Source organism: Phascolarctobacterium sp. Marseille-Q4147 (assembly GCF_017968825.1).
GTDB lineage: Bacteria > Bacillota > Negativicutes > Acidaminococcales > Acidaminococcaceae > Phascolarctobacterium_A.
Map to the genome: position 1 here is coordinate 520,094 of NZ_CP072874.1, position 18,340 is coordinate 538,433.

Genomic DNA, 18,340 nt, shown 5'->3' on the forward strand with positions numbered 1-18,340 from the left:
TTTTTCCTCCTTAATAATTAAAAGACCGCCTTCCTGTCGGAAAGCGGTTGAATTGTCTTTTTGCAGAAATCTGCTCGCTTTCCTACGCTGGTTTTAACCAGATTCAGGTTCAAAGGGTCGGACATCAGTCCTCTCAGCAAATTGCGCCCCTAGCGGTTACGTTATTTTGTTTACATGCTTACTTTAACATGAACAGCGAAAATACGCAAGTTAAATATGCACAACTTGCAAAAAAACTGGCAGTGTGCTATATTATAGATGAAAAGTGACAACTGCCCACAAGGTGGGTTGCCCGCTAAGAAACAGAAGAGCTGCCCTTACCGGTCAAAGTATTGGGGCAGCTTTTCTATGTGCATTTCACTTACGGTTCTGAAACACGAACGTCAGCAATGCCAGTATAAACATACCGAAAATCATAAGATTCTGGAATGTAAAATATACCATAGACATCACCTCCATTCTTTAAGAATGAAGGCAACACCACCCTGTACCACAGTTGTCAAAATCATTTTATCACATAAACATATTTTTAGCAATACTCTGTAACCTACGTTACAAATCTGCTAAAAAAAGTGTATACACAAAAAATCTTTATAAAAACACTTGACTCTAAAAACAGGCGTGCTATAATCATCTACAAATCACATTACGCAACGCAATGATGGAGAAGCAATGTGCAGGTCTTTTCAGAAAGCTGGCGGTTGATGCAAGGCAGCAGCGAAGCACATCAGTTCCGCTCCGAAGCGGCAAATGACGAATTTGACGGGTGCGCCCGATACAGCGTTCAAAGTTGGCCATAGGCAAATTGGGTGGCACCGCGAGCAGTCCTCGTCCCAAGATAGGGATGAAGGGCTTATTTTTTTAGGTAAAGCAATTTGGCAATGGCAATTTGGGTGGTACCGCGAGATAAAGGCAAGCTCGTCCCAAAGGGATGTGCTTGCCTTATTTATTTTCAGGAAGAAGGAAAGAATATATGAAAAGAGCATATAATTTTAACGCCGGTCCCTCCGCTATGCCGCTCGAGGTATTACTGGAAGCGCAGGAAGAATTCTTAAACTACAAAAACACCGGCATGAGCATCATTGAAATGAGCCATCGCAGTAGTGAATACGCTGCCATGCATGCAGAAACAAAACAGCTGCTGCGCGAGCTGATGGAAATCCCCGAGGACTACGAGATTATGTTTATCCAAGGCGGCGGCAGTACCCAATTTTTGATGACAGCTGCCAATTTCCACACTAAAAAATATGCCGCTTATGTTAACACCGGTGTTTGGGCCAAGAAGGCCATGGCGGAAGGAAAATTCTACGGCGAGGTTTACGAAGCTGCTAGCAGCGCCGACAAAAACCACAGCTACATTCCGCAGGAGTTCACACTCCTCCCCGATACTTCTTATGTACACCTTACAGCCAACAACACGATTTACGGCACCGAGTACAAAGAATTTCCCAAATTCGACGTTCCCGTTATCTGCGATATGTCCAGCGACATTCTTTCGCGCAAAGTGAACGTTAAGGATTTTGATCTTATCTACGCAGGAGCGCAAAAGAATCTTGGTCCTGCAGGCGTAGTTATCGTCATCGCCAAGAAAAGCTTTTTGGCGACAGCGCGTGAGGATCTGCCTACTATGCTGAAGTACAGCACCTTCGCCAATAACGATTCTTTGTACAATACACCGCCTGTCTTTGCCATTTATATGGTTAACAAAACTCTGCATTGGATTAAAAAGCAGGGTGGCGTAAATGCTATTGCCAAGAATAATGCAGCAAAGGCTAAGCTCATTTATGACGTTATCGATAACAGCAACGGTTTTTACAAGGGTCATGCGGCTCCCGAAGCTCGTAGCAATATGAACATTACCTTCAATCTGGCTACGCCGGAAATGGAGAAGGATTTTGTAGCTAAGGGCAAGGCTGCAGGCTTTGTCGGTATCGGCGGTCATCGTTTGGTCGGCGGCTGCCGCGCCAGTGCCTACAATGCTGTGCCGCTGGAGGCCTGCAAGGCTTTAGCAAAGTTTATGGAAGAATATATGAAGGAAAACAAAACTAATAAATAATTTTCAATTCATAATCTATCAGATATACACAACCCTTCCGTCTGCTCACTTCGTTCGCAGCCACCTTCGCTATACTAAGACCCATTTTTCATGCAATGAAAAATGCTGGTCGTGTTATACTCGAAGAGTATTTCAGGGAAGATATAAACTTCTTGCCCAATATTGACGTTCACAAGCTCGCCTATCTGTTATATGCTCCCTGCGTCGCAAAGCGACATTAGCACGACCAACAGTTTCTCGCGGCGCATAGCTTGCGACAAACTGGGCCTTAGCGTCAAGGGAGCTGGCATCGCCAAAGGCGATGACTGAGGGTTGTTCAATAACCTACAAATTATACATAAAGGAGATAAATCACCATGAAAATTTTTGTCAGCAACGATATCAGCGAAAAAGGCGTGGCTCTGCTGCGCGAACATTTTGATGTAGATGTAATGCCCAACATGAAACCGGATGAGCTTATCAAAGTTATCAACAATTACGATGGTCTGGTAACCCGCAGCATGACCAAGGTAACCAAAGAGGTTATTGAAGCCTCCACCCGTCTGAAGGTTATCGGCCGTGCCGGCGTTGGCGTCGATAACATCGATATCCCTGCCGCTACTGCTAAAGGCATTGTTGTACTCAACACACCGGAAGGCAACACCATGGCAGCTACCGAGCACACCGTTGCTATGATGATGGCTATGACTCGTCACATTCCGCAGGCCCATCAATCCATTCAGGAAGGCAAATGGGACCGCAAATCCTTTGACGGCATTCAGGTACAGGGCAAAACCTTGGGCATCATTGGTGTCGGCCGTATCGGCAGCCGTGTTGCCAAACGTATGCAGGCTATGGAAATGACCACCATTGGTTACGACCCGTATATTACTGAAGAACGTGCGCATCAGGTTGGCGTTGAGCTGGTTGATTTTGACACCCTGCTGGCTAAATCCGATTACATCACCATTCACACTCCGCTCACCAAAGAAACGGAAAAAATGCTGAACGCCGAAGCTATTGCTAAAATGAAGGACGGCGTGCGTATCGTTAACTGCGCCCGTGGCGGCTGCATGGATCCCGAAGCTATTGCCGAAGGCGTAAAATCCGGTAAAATTGCCGGCGCTGCTATCGACGTTTATCCGACCGAACCGCTTACTAAAGAAAATAACCCCTTCCTGGGCCTGTTCAACGTTGTACAAACTCCGCATCTCGGTGCTTCTACCATCGAAGCACAAATCGGCGTAGCTGTTGATGTTGCTTACGGCGTAATCGATGCTCTCGAAGGCCGTCCGGTTATGACCGCCGTTAATATGGCGCCTATTCCGAAAAGCGTGGCAGCAGTTATCCAACCGTACTTCAAACTGGCAGAACGCATGGGCACTGTTGGCATCTATCTGGCAGACGGACCGATTAAGAGTGTTGAGGTGGAATACACCGGCGCGCTTGCCGAAACAGAAACCCAGGCACTCACCACCGCCTTCCTCAAAGGCCTGCTGAACCCGATTCTGCAGGAAAGCGTTAACTTTGTCAATGCTCCCGGCATCGCCAAAAAACGCAATCTGGAGGTTAAAGAGGTTAAGGCTAACAAGCCTGGTTACTTCACTACTGCTATCAATGTAAAAATTGCTACTGCCAAGGGCACACATAAAATTGAAGGCACCCTGTTCGACGGCAAGCAGCCTAAGATTGTACAAATCGACCAATATCATGTTGACTTCAATCCCGAAGGCTACCTGCTGTTGGCACCGCACATCAACAAGCCTAATATGATCGGTCAGATGGCTACTATTCTTGGCAGCGCAGGCATCAACATCAACGGCATGCAGGTTGGCAGCACTCCTAAATCCGACACCAACATTATGGCGATTGCTGTTGGCGATGACATTCCGAACGATATCATGCTGCAGCTGCGTGGTGTGGAAGGCATTATTGACGTTAAGCTTATCAACTGCGAAGGCTAAGACTGTTAGCTAAATAAATTACAGCGAGGAAATTCTATGAGAATAATTTTAGTCCGACATGGTGAAACAACCTGGAATATAGAAGGCAGATACCAAGGGCAGGAGGATACGCCGCTGAGCGAGCGTGGCCTGCGCCAAGGCCACCTGCTGGCCGAGGGTTTGCACCACATTCCTATTGATGTGTGCATCTCCAGCCCGCTGCAGCGCTCCTATCAGACCTGTAAGTTTTGCGCTGACCTGCACAAGCTACCGGTGGCGACAGATGAGCGTCTGCTGGAAATCAATCATGGCAGTTGGGAAGGCGTACTGGCGCCGGAAATTGCCAAGCAATTTCCGCAGGAGTTTGCTCTGTGGCACACCCAGCCGCACCTGGTACAAATGCCTGACGGAGGCGAAAGCCTGGAGGATGTACGCAAGCGTGCGCGCGCTGCCTTTGATGACTATGCAGAAAAATATGCCAACAAAACAGTGCTGGTTGCCGCACATGATGCAGTAAATAAGGCGATTATCTGCGATTTGCTGGGCCTTGATATGTCGCACTTCTGGCAGATTAAGCAGGATAACACCTGTATCAATGTATTAGAATATAACGATGGTATTTGGCGCGTAGTGTTGCTGAACTCCACCAATCATTTAGGTTTCCTGTTCAGCGGTATTGAGCAGGCCGGCCTGTAATTTAACAAAGCAAAACTACCGTCCTGCGCAGCATAGCTGTGAGGGCGGTAGTTTTTTGTCTTTCTTGTCAAAAATTTGTTTACATGATACAATAATAAGGACAACCGTGTTGCAGGGTGGCGTTGCCGAAATTCCGTTGGAATGGAGGTGATGTCTATGGTATATTACACCTTCCAGGATCTTATGATTTTTGGTATGTTTATACTGGCATTGCTGACGTTCATTTTTAAGAACAAAAAGTAAAATGCACATAGAAAAACCGCCTCTGTAATTTGCTGTTCACCGAGGCGGATTTTTCTGACCCTTTGAATTGGCAACCCACCTTGTGGGCGGTTGTCTTTCTATTTTTATTATACCACATCCAAATAATTTTGCAACACAAAGCCCCCTCACCTTTCGGCGAGGGGGCCTTTATACGCGCGTGTATTATTTTATGTTACTTGCTAATCGTTAAATTAGAAAGTGAAGGTCAGGTCAGCCCAAACGCGTTGGTCATCAACCTTGCTGTCCAGTTTGCTTTCGGTGTCGTAGTAAACTACAGTACCAACGATGTTTTTAGCGAAGGTGTAGTTAGCGCCAACGCCATAGCCTTTGAAGCCATCGTTCGCATAATCAGCAAACACATTAGCATCAGTAGTATGAGCAACATAAGTCATACCACCTTGATCATAGTAATTAGCGAACAGACCCCAAGAACCAGCTTCGGAAGCTTCAGCACCTTTGTAGGCCAAACCAGCAGTCCAGCCGTCGGACCCAATACCTTTAACATCTTCGTCTTTATAGCTTGCATCACCCTTCAGATACATACCAGACAGAACAAAGTCACCCATGGTATAATCGCCACCAACATACCAAATAGCATTGTCGTAGCCTTCACCAATTTGTTTATAACTACCATCAGTAGTGTCGTCACTCCAACCATCTTTATACATATCTTTGAAGTTTACATAACCACCCATGAAATTGAAGTTACCCATAGCAGCTGTTAATTCTGCACCTGCATAGTTACCATAAGAAGCACTGCTTGCTTCACCGAATTTATTAGCTACTTCTGCATCAGTTGCTTTGCCAGCAAAACCAGTCAGTTTAACTTTATCGCCATAGGAAACTTCAACACCATCAACGCGAGCATCATAAAGGTTACCATTTGCCAAGAATGCATTGTAACGACCAGCAGTTACAGCCAAGCCACCCAGTTTACCTTCAACATATGCACGAGCAAAGGAAGTATCCTCCTCGCCATTATTGTTGTCAAAATCTTGAGTGTTCTCAATCATACCGGTGTAGGACCAGTCATCGTTAACTTGACCAGTTACCCAAATACGGGAACGCAGATCATTTTCATGGTTGCTGTCATTACCATTTTCGCCATCAACATCTTTGCTCATGTATTTGTAACGCAGTTCGCCGGTTACTTTTACGTTGTCAGTTTTTTTCTCCAGGTTAGCAACGCGAACGCCCAGGTTGTCCAGTTCGTCAGCGAATTCAGCAGCCAGTTTATCAACGTTAGCGCCTTTAGCCATTGCTTTAGCAACGATTTGAGCCATTTCATAACGGGTCATCAGTTTGTCGCCACCGAAGGTGGAGTCGCCGTAGCCTTCGATTACGCCGGCAGCAGCCAGTTTGTTGATGCTGTCATAAGCCCAGTGACCAGCAGGAACGTCAGAGAACGGGTTAGCAGCGTATGCGGAAGCAGTTACGCCCAGAGCCATAGCCATAGCTAATACTAAAGATTTTTTCATTTTAATTTCCTCCTTTAGGAAAATACATTTGAAAAATTCTGCTACGCTTCTTCGCCTTGGCTTTGATACTCGGCTCGCCGCATCTTTCAGTAAGAGTTGCCTTGTTTCCTCTACCATACTCCTTGCAGTCTGCGTTTTTCGCTGCCCTCAGCAGTTAGCATAAGCAAATTTTTCATGACTCTATTGTACCACTTTTATAACTATACTACAAGGGTTTCACAAATTTTTCTTAAATTTGGCAAATAGAGAAGCTCTCCTTCTCAAATAATCATTTATATAATAACTTTCCTTCGAAGCTATTTGCTCGCAATTAAAAATCGCCTCTGCAATAATTGCAGAGGCGGTTCGATGTTTAAACTAACTCAGTATAAGAATTATTTAACACGCAGAGCACGGTCTACTTCGATGCGCACTGCACGGCCGAATTCTTCATGAGTCCAATCCCAACGGCTGGTCAGAGCTTCAGGGATGGTTTTGTCGCTGTAAATGCGATGCTCGTAAGCTTTACCGGTGAGCTTGTTGTAAGCAACTGCATAGCCTTGCAGATCGATTTGCAGTCTGCGTTCTTCGCTGGAATCAATAGCTTTGTCATCCAGCTTGTCCAGCTGAACAGCGATAACGATGTCAACATCGCCATCTTTAGCAATCTTTTCCAGAGTTGCAGCACTGGGAACCTTGTTGCCAATCTTAGCAGCATCAATAACAGCGGTCAGCTTATCGTTTTCTACTACTACAAAGCCTTTTTTGCTGTTCAGAACAGACAGAGCGTTTTTGTAGAAAACCTGATTTGCCAGCTCATCCCCGCCTTCAACATTGTTGATCAAAGGCAACAGAGCAACACTTGCAGCTTCAGCAGCACCAAAGCAAGGAATGCTGAAGCAGATAGCCATAACGGTCATCAATAAATAACGTAAAACTTTTTTCATTCTTATTCCTCCAGACGCATTAGTATAATGCAGAATATAGGTATATTTTAGCATAAATTTAGGGAAAAATACAGTGTTTGCTTAAAATTTTCTGACTAGGTAGTCATTGGAGTAAATTGCGTTCTATATCCCAACAAACCTCTTGAAAATTGTCTTCCAATTGCTGATTGGTATAACGCAACACCTTTAAGCCATATTCCTGTAAAACCTGCGTACGTTCCACATCATAAGCTATTCCCTGTTCCGTATAATGCTGCTTGCCATCAATTTCTATAACAAGTTTGGCTGCGTGGCAGTAGAAATCGACGATGAATCTGTCAATAATACGTTGTCTGTACCACTTTAATCTATGGTTTCTTAAATAAAAATACCATAAATTCCATTCTTGTTGTGTCATATTTTTCCTTAATTCATCTGCTCGTGATTTTAGCTTTTTATCATATCCGTTAAAAAGTCGCTTATTGTATTTCATCGTCATACCTCATTTTGTAATTTTCTGAAATTTTATTCTATTCTATTTTATTATATGAAGCGTTAAATGTCAACTAAAATGCGCAACCCTTCCGTCTGCTCGCTTCGCTCGCAGCCACCTCCCCTTTCAGGGGAGATATTAACTTCTTGCCAAATGCTAACTTTCGCAAGCTCACTGAACTTTTTTATGCTCCCTGAAAGGGAGCTGGCAAAATCACGCAGTGATTTTGACTGAGGGTTGCCCCCACCCACACGCATCAACTTTTATCTCAACACTTCCGTCTGCTCGCCTCGCTCGCAGCCACCTCCCCTTTCAGGGGAGATATAATAGTTCGCTAATACTATATTGTTCGCAAGCATGCTAACATTTTATATGCTCCCTGCAAGGGAGCTGGCATCGCCGCAGGCGATGACTGAGGGTTGTGCTCCGCTCTCACTTAACCTCAACCCTTCCGTCTGCTCGCTTCGCTCGCAGCCACCTCCCCTTTCAGGGGAGATATTAACTTCTTGCCAAATGCTAACTGCACTAGTCAACAAATTTTAGACACAAATCATAAAAAAATATACAACAAAAAATTCTCTGTTAGTCAGATATCCGTTCGTAATGCAACTTGCGATATTGAGTTGGCGTCAGATATTTTAACGAATAAGCTGGACGCTGTTCATTAAAGAAGTGAATATATTCTTTTACTTCATCTACAACAGGCCTTTCGCCTGTTACATGAAAATCGGTAAACATTTCTGCCTTTATCCAACCATTAATCGCTTCCATTGCTGCATTGTCGGTAGGTGTTCCGGCACGAGACATGGAATGAGTAATGCTATACATTGGCAACAAGTCATTAAATGCCTTAGACGCGTAAACGGAACCTTGGTCTGAATGTAGGATCATTTCATATTCTGGATATTGTTTCTTTAAAGCAATTAAATCCTCCAAACCGCTAATATATGTCATGCGGTCACCTCGTTTAGAAGAAAGAGAATGACTTACAATTTCATTATTCCAAAGGTCCATATACAATGTCAGCTCATAATAAATCCCTTTAACATGAAAAGCAGTCATATCGCTTACAATACATTGTAGCGGTCCATCAATCTGCATTTCTTTCATGAGCAGATTCGGAAAAATCCGGTATGAATCCCCTGGTTTCTTGTATTTGTAATGCTTAGCCTGACTTTTAATACCAGTAATTTTGCAACACTTATGTGCATATGCATCCGAAAGGATAAGACCGGTATCCAGACGAATCTTAGCGTTAAGCCAGCGATATCCGTGAGAAGGATATTTAGCATGGTATTCATTAAAAAGCAAAATATTACTAAGCAGATTCCGCATTTTTGTAGAAGGATGTGAGAGCTTCTTCTTCCATGCATAGAAGCTGCTACGCTGTACATTCATTGTTTCGCATATAAGTTTTACCGGAAATTCGCCAGAGAGTTCTAATATTACTTGGTATTCTTGTTGCCGTATAGAATTACTGTACCATCCCCTTTCACCGCATAGCCTTTTTTTAATCTAGCTTCTGCAATTCTTGCTTTAAGCAACTCACGAATTAATTCTTCCTTGGTCATAGATTGATAATCATCCGTGTTCGCAGAAAGTGCAGGTGCATTGGGACGTATTATATTACATTTTTGTTGTTTACAATTTTTTGCAGGCAGGTTATTCGCATCTCTGTACATACGCATATAGGTACGTGCTGTACCTTCGCAAATATTGTATAACTCTGCTGCTTGATAGCGAGTAATCTCGCTATCATATATTCGGCGACCAATGTCTAATTTTTCTTGTTTAGTGTATTTCATGGTAAACCTCCTGTTTAGACCGAAGTATTGCTTGTCTATTGATATATATATTGGTGTATTCCATTATATATCATCTGTACAAGAAATACCCCCTCTGTGTCTAAAATAAGTTTACCACTTCACGATATATTAATTGCGAGGCACACACACCCCCTCTCCGTCATCGCTTCGCGATGCCACCTCTCCCCAAGGAGAGGCCAGAAGAAAGCCTAAAGTCAAAGACATGTTAACTGCAAAATGAAACAACCCTCAGTCATCGCCTGCGGCGATGCCAGCTCCCTTGCAGGGAGCATATAGAAAGTTAGAGTTTCAATATATCATTATATCTTCCCTGAAAGGGAAGGTGGCTGCGAGCTTTGCGAGCAGACGGAATGGTTGCGATATATCAAATGCGATGCACACATTCCCCTCTCCGTCATCGCTTCGCGATGCCACCTCTCCCCTAGGAGAGGCAAGAAGGTTAAGCTAAAACTCATACAAACACAAAAAGAGCCGCGCGAACGCGCGGCCCTTCAATACTCATCATACTAAAATTATTTCTTACGAAGATTTACAGTTGTCGTATGCTTGCAATGCGGGCAGCAAGCCTTACCGCCGCCGGCATCACAGCCAATGCAGCCACCGGTTTTATGTGCCTTGATGACCTGCTTGGATGCCAAATACACACAACCAACAATAATCAGACCAATAATCCAGGTTGCCATACGAAACACCTCTTTTTATTTTGCATCAATGCTCATAACCGTCTCTTTATCATACTTTTTAGCGGGACGGAAGAGCAGATACAGGAACGCAATCAGGAAAACAACAGCCACGCCGGTACCGAAGCTGAACGCTTCACCGCCGACAAATACTCTGCCGAACTGGTAAACCATCAGGCAGATGCTATAAGCATACAGGTTTTGGAAGAGGATAGTTGCCCAGGTCCACTTCTTGCTGTTCATCTCCTGGCTCATAGTGGAAATCGCTGCCAGGCAGGGAGAATCCAGCAGGTTGAACACCAGGAAGGAGAACGCTGCAACAGCACTCGGGAAGAACGCCATAACAGCAGTCCACAAATCAGGCTCATCCTCAGCTGCATCAGCCAGACCGGAAAGAATAGCCATAGTGCTGACGATAGATTCCTTAGCCACAAAGCCGGAGAAAGCAGCAGCCACAGCCTGCCAGCTGTCAAAGCCCAGAGGAGCGAAGATAGGAGCAAGACCATTACCAATGTAAGCAACAAAGCTCTTTTCAGTATCAACCATAGCAACAGAGCCTTCATCAATACCAAAGCTTGCCAAGAACCACATAACAACGCAGCACAGGAAGATAATAGTACCGGCTTTTTTCAGGAAGCCTGCAACACGCTCCCAGGTATGCAGCAGTACGTTCTTAGCAGCAGGCAGATGGTACGGCGGCAGCTCCATAACGAACGGAGCAGGATCGCCGGCAAACAGCTCAGTCTTTTTCAGAATGATGCAGGCAGTAATAACAGCGAAGAAGCCAACGAAGTACATAATCGGAGCCATGTACCAGTCACCACCCATAATAGCGCCGGAAAGCAAAGCAATAACAGGCAGCTTAGCGCCACAGGGAATAAAGGTGGTAGTCATGATAGTCAGACGACGGTCGGTTTCGTTTTCAATAGTACGGGAAGCCATAATACCCGGTACGCCGCAGCCTGCAGAAATCAGCAGAGGGATGAAGCTTTTGCCGCTCATACCGAACTGACGGAAGAAACGGTCCATAATGAAGGCTACACGCGCCATATAACCGCAGTCCTCCAAAAAGCTCAGCAGCAGGAAGACAATCGCCATTTGCGGAGCAAAGCCAATCGGTGCGCCAATACCGCCGATGATACCGTCAACAACAAGAGATACCAGCCAATCCTCACATTCGGCAGCCTCCATATGCTCCTGCACCCAAGGCTGAATCCATTCGCCGAACAGTGTATCATTGGTGAAATCGGTTACAACAGTACCTACGGTTTCTACAGCAATGTAGTAAACCAGGAACATGATAATCGCGAAAATCGGCAGAGCCAGGAAACGGTTCGTTACAATGCTGTCGATTTTATCGGAAATAGTCAGACCGGTATGGCCTTTGACAACTGCATTGCTCATCAGCTCGCCAATGTAGTTATAACGCTCGTTGGTAATAATGCTTTCGGCATCATCATCCAGTGCTTCTTCGCAGGCTGCAACGATTTCTTCAATCTTAGCCTGCTCGCCTTCGCTCAGGCCCAAAGCATCAGTAATTTTCTTATCACGCTCAAACAGTTTTACCAGCAGCCAACGCTCGCTCATACCGTGCACCTTGTTGCCTGCTTCGCGGGCAATCGCAGTCAGAGCATCCTCAACCTCGCTGCAGAAGCGCATATATTTCGGTGCAGCACCGCCGACAGCTTTAATTGCTTTTTCGGCAGCCTCACCGGTACCTTCACCCTGCAGTGCGGAGGTTTCCACAATCTCGCAGCCAAGCTCGGCAGCCAGCTTAGCGGTATCAATCTTATCGCCGTTCTTGCGCACGATATCAATCATGTTCAACGCAATAGTTACAGGATAACCCATTTCCATAACCTGAGTAGTCAGATACAGGTTACGTTCAATGTTGGAACCATCAACCAGATTCAGTACACCGTCAACATCATTTTGCAGCAGATAGTTACGGGAAACAACCTCCTCCAAAGTGTACGGAGACAAGGAATAAATACCGGGCAGGTCGGTAATAATTACATCATCGTGACCTTTAAGGCTGCCTTCTTTTTTCTCTACAGTTACGCCAGGCCAGTTACCAACATATTGGTTAGAACCGGTCAAATCATTAAACATTGTTGTTTTGCCGCAGTTAGGGTTACCAATCAGGGCAATCTTGATCTGTTTCATCTTTTCCCTCCAAATTATTCTACAACGATGTGTTCAGCCTCGCCGTTACGCAAAGTCAGCTCATATCCACGTACAGTTACCTCCACCGGGTCACCCAACGGTGCAACCTTACGTACGAATACGCTCACACCTTTAGTCACGCCCATATCCATAATACGTCTTTTTACCGCACCCTCGCCAACGAGCTTAGCAACGGTAACTGTTTCACCAACAGGAACTTCTTTTAATGTTTTCATAACATCCTCCACTTGCTTCAGATAAATATTTTGGCTGCCATCTGCTTGCTCAGGGCAATGCGGGCATCCTTCACATTGACGATAAGATTGCCGTCAATTTCAGAAATAACAGTTACAGCTGAGCCTTCTACAAAGCCCAGGTTAGCCAGAAAGCGTTTGATTTCATCCTTGCCGCGAACAGCGCTGATTTTGTTAGTCTCGCCGCGACGGGCCATTAATAAAGGCATCATAATTCCCTCCAAAGAATTTGTTAGCAGATACTAACTTGACACGATTTTTTTAGTAGTTAGGTATTCCTAACTACTATTGAAAGTTTACGTCAGCTATAAATTTTTGTCAAGCATTTTTTGTAAAATCCTACGCTAATTTACAAAATTAGTTAGCTTATGCTGTTATGTTTACAAAAAATATCGGCTGACCTTATAGTCAGCCGACGTAAACCAAATCAACATATTAGCTATAGCTTTTTATTATATCTTTTTGTAGAGAATACGGATAGAATTCAGCACGCACAGCAAAGATACACCGGTATCCGCAAAGACTGCCGCCCACATAGAAGCATAGCCCATGAGACCTGCAATCATTATGATAACCTTAACAGTCAGAGCGAAAATTACGTTCTGCCAGGCAATCGCACCGGTTGCACGCGCAATCGCAATCGCCTGCGGAATGGCCTTCACTTCGGAATTCATGAAGACAACATCGGCAGCCTCAATCGCTGCATCTGCACCGCTGCCCATAGCAGCGCCGGCATCCGCACCAGCCAGTACAGGCGCATCGTTAATGCCGTCACCAACGAACATAACAGGGCCGTACTTGTTGCGCAGCATGTTCAGCTCGCTGAGCTTATCCTGCGGCAGCAGCTGAGCGCGTACCTCATCAATACCTGCTGCCTTGGCCACAGCCTGCGCTTCCTTCTGCGCATCGCCGGTGAGCATAGCGGTTACCAGGCCTTGTGCCTTCAAAGAAGCAATTGCTTCCTTGGCATCTTCCTTCAGAGTATCGTTAATCAGCAGCTGGCCCATGTATAAGCCATTGTCGGCAACAAGCACCTCACTGCCGCTTTCGGTAGGAGTATAGCCGCCGTATTCAACATTAAAGCGCTGCAGCAGCTTGGTGTTGCCACACAGAACCTTACGTGCGCCAAAGTACGCAACCAGGCCTTCACCGGCAATTTCTTCAAATTTATCGGGGCGTACCAGCTCCAGCTTTTTAGCCTTGGCAGCCTCTACGATGCTTACGGCAATCGGGTGGGTAGAAACAAGCTCTGCACTTGCGCACAGGCGCAGCAGCTCGTCAGCTTTCATGCCTTCGGCAGCATTAACCTTCTGCAGTACGAAGTTACCCTTGGTAACGGTACCGGTTTTATCCATAACTACGGCAGCAATGTTTTTCAAAGCCTCCATAGCAACGCCGCCCTTAAAGAGAATGCCGTACTTGGAGCCGGCGCCGATGCCGGAGAAGAAGGCCAGCGGCACGCTCAGTACCAGTGCGCAGGGACAGCTGATAACGAGGAAGGTCAGCGCAGTGTAAATCCATTTATTCCAGTCGCCGGTAATCAGGGACGGGATCACAGCAGTCAGTACTGCGGCAGCAACAACAAACGGAGTATAGACACGTGCGAAGCGGGTAATGAAGCGGTCGATGGTCGGCTTGCTGGCAGCAGCGTTCTCCACGCTGTCCAGAATGCGGGTTACCATGGATTCTTCCAAAACCTTTTCTACACGGATTTTCAGCATACCGGAGGTGTTTACACAACCGGAAACAACCTCATCGCCATATTTGCGTTTTACAGGCACAGGCTCGCCGGTTACCGGAGAGGTATCTACCAGACTTTCGCCGTCGATAACAACGCCATCCAGAGGAATACGGTCGCCTACGCGCACCAGCAGAATGTCGCCTACGTGTGCGTCAGCGGCAGGAATAACCTTCATATCTTCGCCTACCAGCAGGTTGACAACCTCCGGACGCAGGTCAACAGCATCCATAATCTGGCCACGGCTCTTTTCTACCGCACGTTGCTCAAAATATTCGCCCACGCGATAGAAGAACATAACACCAACAGCCTCTTCCCAAGCCTGAATAGCAAACGCACCCAGTGTTGCAACGGTCATGAGGAAGTTTTCGTCAAACACATTACCTTTAGCAATATTCTTCAAGGCAGTCAGCACAATGCGTCCGCCAAGCAGAATATAGGCAAAAATAAGGAAGTACATATGGTACGCTTCCGGTACCAGTCCCAGCCATTCGGTGATGATGAATACTGCACCGCCCAGTACAATTTCGATAATTGTCTGCTTTTCACTCAGCTCGGAGAAGATACCGCCGGATTTTTTGCGTTCCTCCAGCTCGGGAGCCAGAGAAGGCTTGCTTTCAGCCTCCAGCAGCACAACGCCCTCTTCTACCTTATCGGTTACAGCCTGCATTTTCTCCAGCAGACCGTTGTAATTTTTAGCACTTACGCGCAGCTTTTTCGTAGTAAAGGTCAGGGTAGCTTCATCAATCTCAGGCATAGCGTTCAGCGCACGTTCAATCTTGGCACCGCAGTTAGCGCAGTCCAGATTCTGCACCAGATATACTCTGCTCTTGCCGCCTAATTGCGGACGGCGGTCACGCGGTACTACCACTACGTCGGATTCAATGGAGGTACAGATTTTCTGAATTTCCGGCAGCAAAGCTTCGTGGTCAGCAGCGCTGAGACGCAGCTGCTTGGTAGCAAAGCTTACGTTGGCATAGGTTACGCCCGGCAGCTCTTTGATTTTATATTCCATCTTGGCAGCGCAGTTAGCACAGCCAAGGTTTTGCAGAATATATACACGTTTTACCTTGTCGGCATCCGGCATACGGCAGGTGCAATTAGCCAGGCTTTCGCCGCATACATCGCAGTATTCCTCATGCGGATGGCAGATTTCGCATTCGCAATTATCAGGATGACCGGGCACGTGATGTCCGTATACATGAGAATGTTCATGGCCGTGGTCGTGACCGCAACTGCACTCGTCGCCATGTGCATGAGAATGTTCGTGTTCATGGCCGTGGTCGTGTCCGCAACCGCATTCGTCGCCATGTGCGTGAGCGTGTGCATGTTCGTGCTCATGGTCATGTCCGCAACCGCATTCGTCACCATGTGCGTGGGAATGTTCATGCTCGTGTTCATGTCCGTGGTCGTGTCCGCAACCGCATTCGTCACCGTGTGCATGAGCGTGCTCATGGCCGTGATCATGTCCGCAGCCACATTCGTCGCCGTGTGCGTGAGCGTGTTCTTCATGCTCATGTCCGTGATTATGCTCATGTTCATTACCACAGCAGCAATCATCTCCATGCTCATGGGAATGTTCTTCATGGTCATGTTCATGATCGTGTCCGCAACCGCAGGCATCACCATGAGTATGCTTGGGCACATGTCCCATAGTTTTGTGATCATGGTCCTTGCCGCAGTGACCGCAGGTGCAGCCTTCCGGATGCTTGCTGTAATCTTCTACGCTGTTAATATGACCGTCGATGTGTCTGAAAGCTCTTACATCACCGGCACCGTTACGGATATCCTCTAAATCTTGCTTCATTATATCTACCACCTTTCTTTTCAGGTTGTCTCACTACTCATATGAGTATTCATTCATATATTATGTAAAAAATAATAGGAAAGGTGACAGCACCTTTCAGTAAATTCTTTGATACTTATATTATAACATAAATAACGTATGAGTCAATACTCACTCGTAAAATTAGTGATAAAAATTCCTAAGAAAAAAATGGGTACAGCATTCGCTGTACCCACTATAAAAATTGATGGAGAAAATTACTTTAAAGAGAAGCTCTATACTTGTGCATATCGCTTCAGGACTGCATTAGTCAAACAAGTGACAAGCAACCCAATGGCCGTGCTCAACCTCTTTCAGCTCAGGCTTAACCTGCACGCAATGCTCGGTGCAGTGCTCGCAGCGGCTGGCAAAGGGGCATCCAGGCGGCAGGTCCAGCGGACTCGGGATTTCGCCTTCCAACGGCTCAATCTTTTCGCCCGGTTTGAAATCTACCTTAAATACAGCACCCATAAGTGCCTTGGTGTACGGATGCTTGCAGCTTTCTGCAATACGTCCGTGCTCCAGCCATTCTACAACGTTACCCAAGTACATTACCGCAACCTGATGGCACATCAAATCTACCAGACCAAGGTCATGGGCAATGAACAGATAGGTAATATTTTTTTCTTTTTGAATGCGGCACAGCAGCTCGCAGATTTTTTCCTGTACGGAAACGTCCAATGCACTGGTTGCTTCGTCGCAGACAATAATCTTCGGTTCCAGTGCCAAAGCGCGGGCAATGCCCAGACGCTGACGCTGACCGCCGGACATGCTGTGCGGATAGCGATCCTTAAATTCAGCAGGCAGTTCAACCATTTCCAGTAGCTCTGCTGCTTTGGCGTCTACCTCGCTGTTTTTAATCAGGCCGAAGTTTTTCAAAGGCTCGGTGAGAATATCCTTAACGAGCATCTTCGGGTTGAAAGCAGCAGTAGGATCCTGGAACACCATCTGGATGTTCTTTCTGTCCTGACGCAGCTGCTCACCGTTAGATTTCATCAGATCATGACCTTCGAAAATAGCTTCACCGCTGGTAGCAGGGTGAATACGCAGCAGAGTACGCACCAGGGTACTCTTGCCACAGCCGGATTCACCGATGATGCCCAGGGTACGGCCTTCATAGGCACGCAGGTTGATATCGTTGCAGGCAGTCAGGAACTTGCCGCCATCAACTGCGAATTTTTTGGTAAGATGGTTAATTTCCAGTACCAGTTTATTACGCTCATAGGCCGGTTTTTCATTATTGCTCATAATATGTCTTACCTCCTATGACCGGAACTGCCTTCAGCAGCTGTTTTGTATATTCATCCTGCGGATTAGCAATAACGTCCTCACGCTTGCCATATTCCACAACATGACCGCCCTTCATAACCATCAGCTTGTTGGATACATAGGAAGCAACGCCCAGGTTATGTGTAACCATGATAACGGCAACGCCATATTCGTTACGGATATCAACAATCTGGCGGATAATCTGAGCCTGAGTAGTTACGTCCAACGCACTGGTAGGTTCGTCGGCCAGAAGGATTTTCGGGCTGAAAATCATAGCCATAGCAATACCTACACGCTGACGCATACCACCGGACAGCTCAAACGGATAGCTGTTCATGATATTTTCCGGGTTCGGCAGGCGCACGTTAGTCAGCATATCGCAGCACATCTTATAAGCCTGGTCCTTGGACTTGTCCGGCTGGTGAGCCTGAACATAGTCAATGAACTGCTGGCCGATGCGGCGGATAGGATTAATCATGTTGCCACTGTCCTGGAAAATCATGGACATCTCACTGCCATACATTTTGCGCCATTCATCGGGAGTATTTTGCAATACATCCTTGCCGTCAAAGATGATGCTGCCGCGGCTAACGCGGCCAGCACCGGGCAGGCAACCCATAATAGCGCGGATAACGGTAGTTTTGCCACTGCCGGACTCGCCAACGATGGACATAATCTCGCCTTTATCCAATTCTAAGCTGGCACCGGTTACGGTGAGCTTGTCACCGTAGCTGATGTCTAAATCTTTTACTTCAAGTAGCATTAAGC

The 18,340-nt window shown here is 46.3% G+C and carries 17 protein-coding genes and 1 riboswitch; of the genes, 4 read left to right on the plus strand and 13 right to left on the minus strand.

The features are described 5' to 3' along the window. Positions 1-62: 62 nt before the first annotated feature. Positions 63-161: riboswitch (TPP riboswitch) on the minus strand. 196 nt (positions 162-357) lie between these two features. Then, on the minus strand, positions 358-459 hold the full coding sequence (locus KAH19_RS11030) for a putative holin-like toxin (protein ID WP_371816687.1): 102 nt from the start codon (positions 457-459) through the stop codon (positions 358-360). Positions 460-973: 514 nt separating this feature from the next. Between KAH19_RS11030 and serC the strand changes: the two genes are divergently transcribed. The 4 genes from serC (at position 974) to KAH19_RS11035 (ending at position 4,917) form a co-directional block, all read left to right on the plus strand. Then, positions 974-2,056 carry a 3-phosphoserine/phosphohydroxythreonine transaminase gene (serC, locus tag KAH19_RS02420; RefSeq protein WP_210684950.1) on the plus strand — a complete coding sequence of 361 codons (1,083 nt, stop codon included), beginning with the start codon at positions 974-976 and terminating at the stop codon, positions 2,054-2,056. Positions 2,057-2,412: 356 nt separating this feature from the next. Beyond that, complete coding sequence (serA, locus tag KAH19_RS02425) at positions 2,413-3,999, plus strand: phosphoglycerate dehydrogenase (protein WP_210684951.1); 1,587 nt, start codon at positions 2,413-2,415, stop codon at positions 3,997-3,999. Positions 4,000-4,035: 36 nt separating this feature from the next. Next, positions 4,036-4,674: a histidine phosphatase family protein gene (locus tag KAH19_RS02430; protein WP_210684955.1), complete on the plus strand. Its 639-nt coding sequence runs from the start codon at positions 4,036-4,038 to the stop codon at positions 4,672-4,674. A 156-nt stretch (positions 4,675-4,830) separates the two neighbouring features. Beyond that, positions 4,831-4,917: a putative holin-like toxin gene (locus tag KAH19_RS11035; protein ID WP_363316394.1), complete on the plus strand. Its 87-nt coding sequence runs from the start codon at positions 4,831-4,833 to the stop codon at positions 4,915-4,917. A gap of 212 nt (positions 4,918-5,129) precedes the next feature. Here KAH19_RS11035 and KAH19_RS02435 read toward each other — a convergent pair whose 3' ends face one another. The 12 genes from KAH19_RS02435 to KAH19_RS02490 form a co-directional block, all read right to left on the minus strand. Beyond that, entirely contained in the window at positions 5,130-6,416 is a 1,287-nt protein-coding gene (locus tag KAH19_RS02435; RefSeq protein WP_210684956.1) for an S-layer homology domain-containing protein, read from the minus strand. A gap of 374 nt (positions 6,417-6,790) precedes the next feature. Further along, positions 6,791-7,342: a hypothetical protein gene (locus KAH19_RS02440; protein ID WP_210684958.1), complete on the minus strand. Its 552-nt coding sequence runs from the start codon at positions 7,340-7,342 to the stop codon at positions 6,791-6,793. A gap of 103 nt (positions 7,343-7,445) precedes the next feature. Next, entirely contained in the window at positions 7,446-7,814 is a 369-nt protein-coding gene (locus KAH19_RS02445) for an endonuclease domain-containing protein (RefSeq protein ID WP_210684959.1), read from the minus strand. 582 nt (positions 7,815-8,396) lie between these two features. Further along, on the minus strand, positions 8,397-9,260 hold the full coding sequence (locus tag KAH19_RS02450) for an IS3 family transposase (protein ID WP_246869447.1): 864 nt from the start codon (positions 9,258-9,260) through the stop codon (positions 8,397-8,399). Next, complete coding sequence (locus KAH19_RS02455; protein ID WP_210683834.1) at positions 9,260-9,619, minus strand: hypothetical protein; 360 nt, start codon at positions 9,617-9,619, stop codon at positions 9,260-9,262. Before KAH19_RS02455 ends, KAH19_RS02450 begins: the two co-directional genes overlap by 1 nt. Positions 9,620-10,152: 533 nt before the next feature. Beyond that, positions 10,153-10,323: a hypothetical protein gene (locus KAH19_RS02460; RefSeq protein ID WP_009144802.1), complete on the minus strand. Its 171-nt coding sequence runs from the start codon at positions 10,321-10,323 to the stop codon at positions 10,153-10,155. A gap of 15 nt (positions 10,324-10,338) precedes the next feature. After that, positions 10,339-12,486 carry a ferrous iron transport protein B gene (gene feoB, locus KAH19_RS02465; protein ID WP_246869404.1) on the minus strand — a complete coding sequence of 716 codons (2,148 nt, stop codon included), beginning with the start codon at positions 12,484-12,486 and terminating at the stop codon, positions 10,339-10,341. A 14-nt stretch (positions 12,487-12,500) separates the two neighbouring features. Beyond that, positions 12,501-12,722: a FeoA family protein gene (locus KAH19_RS02470; RefSeq protein ID WP_021720435.1), complete on the minus strand. Its 222-nt coding sequence runs from the start codon at positions 12,720-12,722 to the stop codon at positions 12,501-12,503. 17 nt (positions 12,723-12,739) lie between these two features. Continuing rightward, positions 12,740-12,949 carry a FeoA family protein gene (locus KAH19_RS02475; RefSeq protein ID WP_363186546.1) on the minus strand — a complete coding sequence of 70 codons (210 nt, stop codon included), beginning with the start codon at positions 12,947-12,949 and terminating at the stop codon, positions 12,740-12,742. Between the two features lie 243 nt (positions 12,950-13,192). Next, on the minus strand, positions 13,193-15,565 hold the full coding sequence (locus KAH19_RS02480; RefSeq protein ID WP_210685484.1) for a heavy metal translocating P-type ATPase: 2,373 nt from the start codon (positions 15,563-15,565) through the stop codon (positions 13,193-13,195). A 1,005-nt stretch (positions 15,566-16,570) separates the two neighbouring features. After that, positions 16,571-17,551: an ABC transporter ATP-binding protein gene (locus KAH19_RS02485; protein WP_210684961.1), complete on the minus strand. Its 981-nt coding sequence runs from the start codon at positions 17,549-17,551 to the stop codon at positions 16,571-16,573. Further along, positions 17,541-18,335 (minus strand): ABC transporter ATP-binding protein, encoded by a 795-nt coding sequence (locus KAH19_RS02490; protein ID WP_210684962.1) that lies wholly within the window; start codon positions 18,333-18,335, stop codon positions 17,541-17,543. The genes KAH19_RS02485 and KAH19_RS02490 overlap by 11 nt, the downstream gene beginning before the upstream one ends. Positions 18,336-18,340: the final 5 nt, after the last annotated feature.

Bases quoted from the DNA above. Each gene is read 5' to 3' on its own strand.
- serA (WP_210684951.1), top strand. From the start codon at position 2,413: ATGAAAATTTTTGTCAGCAACGATATCAGCGAAAAAGGCGTGGCTCTG.
- KAH19_RS02440 (WP_210684958.1), bottom strand. From the start codon at position 7,342: ATGAAAAAAGTTTTACGTTATTTATTGATGACCGTTATGGCTATCTGC.
- feoB (WP_246869404.1), bottom strand. From the start codon at position 12,486: ATGAAACAGATCAAGATTGCCCTGATTGGTAACCCTAACTGCGGCAAA.
- KAH19_RS02435 (WP_210684956.1), bottom strand. From the start codon at position 6,416: ATGAAAAAATCTTTAGTATTAGCTATGGCTATGGCTCTGGGCGTAACT.
- KAH19_RS02460 (WP_009144802.1), bottom strand. From the start codon at position 10,323: ATGGCAACCTGGATTATTGGTCTGATTATTGTTGGTTGTGTGTATTTG.
- KAH19_RS02490 (WP_210684962.1), bottom strand. From the start codon at position 18,335: ATGCTACTTGAAGTAAAAGATTTAGACATCAGCTACGGTGACAAGCTC.
- KAH19_RS02485 (WP_210684961.1), bottom strand. From the start codon at position 17,551: ATGAGCAATAATGAAAAACCGGCCTATGAGCGTAATAAACTGGTACTG.
- KAH19_RS02430 (WP_210684955.1), top strand. From the start codon at position 4,036: ATGAGAATAATTTTAGTCCGACATGGTGAAACAACCTGGAATATAGAA.
- KAH19_RS02470 (WP_021720435.1), bottom strand. From the start codon at position 12,722: ATGAAAACATTAAAAGAAGTTCCTGTTGGTGAAACAGTTACCGTTGCT.
- KAH19_RS02455 (WP_210683834.1), bottom strand. From the start codon at position 9,619: ATGAAATACACTAAACAAGAAAAATTAGACATTGGTCGCCGAATATAT.
- KAH19_RS11030 (WP_371816687.1), bottom strand. From the start codon at position 459: ATGGAGGTGATGTCTATGGTATATTTTACATTCCAGAATCTTATGATT.
- KAH19_RS02475 (WP_363186546.1), bottom strand. From the start codon at position 12,949: ATGCCTTTATTAATGGCCCGTCGCGGCGAGACTAACAAAATCAGCGCT.
- KAH19_RS02480 (WP_210685484.1), bottom strand. From the start codon at position 15,565: ATGCCGGATGCCGACAAGGTAAAACGTGTATATATTCTGCAAAACCTT.
- KAH19_RS11035 (WP_363316394.1), top strand. From the start codon at position 4,831: ATGGTATATTACACCTTCCAGGATCTTATGATTTTTGGTATGTTTATA.
- serC (WP_210684950.1), top strand. From the start codon at position 974: ATGAAAAGAGCATATAATTTTAACGCCGGTCCCTCCGCTATGCCGCTC.
- KAH19_RS02445 (WP_210684959.1), bottom strand. From the start codon at position 7,814: ATGAAATACAATAAGCGACTTTTTAACGGATATGATAAAAAGCTAAAA.